Below are 728 nucleotides of genomic sequence, written 5' to 3'. Positions count from 1 at the left end.
CTACTGAAGCGACGGTATCGAACAACCCAATGAAATCGATCTGCACCGGAATGCCACACAAGCGCAGCGGCCCGGGGGCGGGATCGCAGGCATCGCCGAGCCAGTTGCAGAACACGCGTGCCTCGGTGGCGCCACGCGAGAAGCCGAACACCGATATACGGATGCGATCTACGCGGGGATTCTGCTTCTGGAACGGCGCTACCTTCTTTGCCAGAAAGGCGCGACGTTCCTGTAGAACCGCACGACGCGAGGCATGATCGGCACGCGCCAGGTGCGTGCCGCGCACCCGTTGCAACGCGCCCACCATGTTCCAGAAGCCGCCACTGAGCGAGTTGCGAAGATCGATCTCCTCTTGCCCTTGATTAACCGCCAGGTAGTTGGACAGCGACATCCGCGCCGCCTGCGCCAGGCGCTCAACGTCCTGCAGGTGCAGACGGAGATCGGCACTCATCTTGCGCGCAACGGGGACGCTGGAATCGAAGCCCATGGCGGAGGTGACGGTGGTGTCTGCGAAATGGGTCAAGAGGTGGTCCTGGACCTGCATCAACATCCAGTTCACCCGTCCCTCACCGCCCCAGCCCGCTGCTGCGCCAGCGCGAGCGTGCCACCCGGTGCCGGTATCGCCAATTTCCTTGAGCGCCTCAGTGCCAACGCCTTGGATGTAGCTGGCGAACCGGGACGCGCGCGCCGCGAGACTTGAGCCCTGATCACGATCAAATACCTCAAAG

General features: G+C 63.0%; 1 protein-coding gene. It reads right to left on the bottom strand.

The window, feature by feature from the left end; translation table 11 throughout:
- A partial coding sequence (locus C9414_RS20310; RefSeq protein ID WP_219909125.1) for a DUF2235 domain-containing protein occupies positions 1-728 on the bottom strand: 728 nt, incomplete at both ends.

Source organism: Bacillus sp. Nf3, from assembly GCF_003028545.1.
In the GTDB taxonomy this organism is placed as follows: domain Bacteria; phylum Bacillota; class Bacilli; order Bacillales; family Bacillaceae; genus Bacillus; species Bacillus safensis.
The sequence above is the reverse complement of the archived record's forward strand: the minus strand, read 5'-3'. Positions and strand labels throughout refer to the sequence as shown.